The sequence below is a fragment of the bacterium genome (genome assembly GCA_021372775.1).
Classification (GTDB): domain Bacteria; phylum Acidobacteriota; class Polarisedimenticolia; order J045; family J045; genus JAJFTU01.
In genome coordinates this window covers 1-3,057 of the sequence record JAJFTU010000346.1, presented here as the reverse complement: position 1 = coordinate 3,057, position 3,057 = coordinate 1, and the positions used below count along the sequence as shown (strand labels likewise).

General features: G+C 71.6%; 4 protein-coding genes. 1 reads left to right on the top strand and 3 read right to left on the bottom strand.

Annotated features, from left to right (window positions below; all coding sequences use genetic code 11):
• The 3 genes from LLG88_11545 to LLG88_11535 all read right to left on the bottom strand — a co-directional run.
• On the bottom strand, window positions 1-388 hold a 388-nt coding region (locus LLG88_11545; GenBank protein ID MCE5247534.1), incomplete at its 3' end, for a hypothetical protein.
• Between the two features lie 210 nt (window positions 389-598).
• Window positions 599-1,204, bottom strand: coding sequence for a hypothetical protein (locus LLG88_11540; protein ID MCE5247533.1), 606 nt, complete (start codon window positions 1,202-1,204; stop codon window positions 599-601).
• 262 nt (window positions 1,205-1,466) lie between these two features.
• Window positions 1,467-2,078: a hypothetical protein gene (locus LLG88_11535; protein MCE5247532.1), complete on the bottom strand. Its 612-nt coding sequence runs from the start codon at window positions 2,076-2,078 to the stop codon at window positions 1,467-1,469.
• Between the two features lie 696 nt (window positions 2,079-2,774).
• Here LLG88_11535 and LLG88_11530 point away from each other — a divergent pair.
• Window positions 2,775-3,002: a ferrous iron transport protein A gene (locus tag LLG88_11530; GenBank protein ID MCE5247531.1), complete on the top strand. Its 228-nt coding sequence runs from the start codon at window positions 2,775-2,777 to the stop codon at window positions 3,000-3,002.
• The last annotated feature ends 55 nt before the right edge of the window (window positions 3,003-3,057 follow it).

Below are 3,057 nucleotides of genomic sequence, written 5' to 3'. Positions count from 1 at the left end.
CGAAGGCGTGCGCGGCGACGCCGACGCGGTGGAGGTTGCCCGAGGCGCGCGCCGCGGCGAGCGCGCGCCGTGCCGGGGCGGCGCCGGGAGTCGCGACCATGCGGTGCATCGCGCCGTCGCGCCGCTGCGCGGCGGGCGCGGTGGGGTCGCCGGGAACGAAGTGGAAGAGGCAGTAGACGCGGAACAGCTCGCGGCGCGGACGCGCGATGTTCATCGTCTGGCTGATGTAGTTGCGGAGCGCGTCCGGCCCGCCCTTGCCGATCTCCCAGCGGACGTTGTTGTCGTCCACGAGCTGCGCGGCGTGGGCGATCGTCGCCGCGTCGCGCGGGGCGTACCCCGCCCGCGCCGCGACGAGATAGGTCAGGTCGTGGTGGAACTCGATGTCCATCGCGCGCCCCCGAAAGCTGGGCGCCGCGCTCTTCCCGTGGGTCCCCGCGCGCATTGTGGCGCCGAACGGCCGCGCGCGGGGCGCGGGCCCGTTCGCTTGGAGCGGCAAGCGCGGGGCGTGCCGCCGGCGCCGGTGCGCAAGGGCGCGGAGCGAAGCGCGGGGCGAGCCGCCGGCGCCCGCGCGCGAGGGCGGGGCGCCGGCGGCGGCCGTTCACGGGAGGATGAGGTGTCGGCGCAGCAGCGCGAGCCGCGCGAGCTGCGTGTCCTCCTTTTCCTCCAACTCCTCCTGCATCGCGAGGATGGCGACCGACTCCCACGGATCGGTCGGGATCCCCTGCTCCTGAAGTTCGATCGGGTTCCCCGAACGCTCGATCACCTCGTCCATCGCGGCGATCTCCGCCGCGCGTTCCTGCGTCCACCAGACGTAGAGCTCGCGCAGCGTCGCGTAGTGCGCGGGGAGATCCCGGTCGTCCCACGGGATCATCGGGGAGACCTTTTCGTACCATCGCCGGAGCAGTTCGAACGACGCGTGGAGGATCCGCATGTCGGCGCCGTAGCAGCCGGGCTTCAGCCCGGTCGGCACGACGTGAAGGCGACGACGGGGATCGAGGCGGCACCGAATCCACCAACGCGCATCGTCGATCTTGCGGAGGAGGCGGTCGAGCCACTCGGGCTTCGCTTCGTCGAGGGCGAGACGGATCCTCTCGCGCCAAGAGGGCTTGAACTCGGCGGGGTCCGCATCGTCGTCGTAGTAGCGGTCGGGAAGCCTCAGGACCGTACAGTGGTGGGCGAACCACTCGCCGGACAGGCGCTCCAACCGCGCGCGGTAGAGGCGCGCTCTCCGCTTCTTCGCCAGCCGCGCAGTGCGGCGCCGAGCGCTCCGGCTCTTCGTTTGCCGCGCGGCGCGGCGGCGCGCGCTTTGGTTCTTGGTCCGCCGGGGCGCGCCGCGTCGGTCGCGACGCGTGCGTCGTTGGCTCTTGCGCACAGCTCCTCCCGAGGGCCCGCGCCGGCCGCTCCGTTCGCGCGGCGCACCCTGCGCCGCGGTCCCGGAAGCGCGCTTTCCCGGCGCGTCGCGGTCCTCATGGGTGGAGCGGCGGCAGGTATCCGTGGAGTTCCATCGCGTCGTCGTCCTCGAAGAAGAGCCACAGGCAGTGGCGGCGCAGCCTCGAGCCCCGCATTCCTAGATCCTGCGCGAGGCGGAGGGAGCGGTCGCGGCAGAAGAAGAGCAGCAGATCCTTCCCGCAGAAGTCGGCGCCGGCGTCGCGGCTCGGCCGCTCGAAGAGCGCGTCCACGAAGAGGTTCGTCGCGGCCGGTCCCGCCGCGGCCGCGGCCTTGATCCGTTCCGTCGTTTTCGCGACGTCCCGTACGCCGCGGACGAAGTCCTTGCCGTGGAAGCGCCGCACCGCGGTCGCTCCCGACTCCCCGCCGAACGAGTGCACGGCGACCCACGCCGCCGCGCGCCAGTCCTGCTGGATCCCGAAGACGATCCGCAGCAGCTCCGGCGTCGAGCCCTCGTAGTCCTTCAACCCTTCCTGGACGAAGCAGACGACCTGCCCGAAGGCGCGCGTCGCGACGGGCGACTCGTCGATCTGTCCTTCGAAGCGGCGGGAGGCCGCGGGCTCCGGCCGCGTCGCGGCCCGCGGTACGGCGGCCACGGCCGACCGGAAACGTTTCACGTCGATCACGCCCATCTCGTCCCCCCTCGCGGCGGACGTCCGCCGACTGGTTTCATTGTAGCGCGCCGTGCGGCACGTTATGGACCGGTGGATGCGTCGTCGCCTTGCACGGACACGTTAAACACGTAGGGGCGGCTGGCGCGCCACGATCTTCGTCGGAACAACGACGCCCCCACCGCGCCTGCCGCCCGACTCGATTTCCGCGCAATCCTGCCTTTCACGACGAAGGGCAACGTTCCGCGGGGTCCACGTCGGGAGGCAGGCGCGGAGGAATCGTCCGCGGTCCGACGACCGTCGGGACGCGCCAGCCTCCCCTACGGCGGACGCGAGCCTCGCACCACCTTGCCGTTCAACGTCCAAAGGCAACGTTCCGCGTGTTCACGTCGGGAGGCAGGCGCGGAGGAATCGTCCGCGGTCCGACGACCGTCGGGGCGCGCCAGCCTCCCCTACGGCGGACGCGGACCCCGCGCGGCGGGAGGCGGGCGGCAAACGCGAGGGGCGGGCGGGTAAGCCTGTTTCGTTCGCAGAAGCGACAAAGGGATTGAACGTTGGGCAACGTGGGCGGCCCCGGGCGAACAGCGCGCATCGAGTCGCTTCTCACGATTTTCCTGCGAAATGCCTGCGACCGAATTGCTTCAAGGATTCAGTGAACCTACCATTCCGGTGTCGGGAGATGTCGAAGCCCGCAGCGCCGCGCGCGGAGGAACGCTGGTGACGGACACGTTGGAAAGGGCGTCGGCCGGAGCGCCGGTGCGGGTCACCGACATCAACGGCGGGCGCGACGTTCGGGCGCGCCTGGCCAACATGGGCCTCCTCCCCGGCGTCACCGTCCACGTCCTCGTGCGCGGCCCCTTGGGCGGGCCGGTCGTGGTCGAGATCGACGGCTCGCGGTTCGCCATCGGCCGGGGGCTGGCGCGGAAGGTCGTCGTCGAATCGTGAGACTCGTCCTCGTCGGACAGCCGAACTGCGGCAAGAGCACGCTCTTCAACGCGGT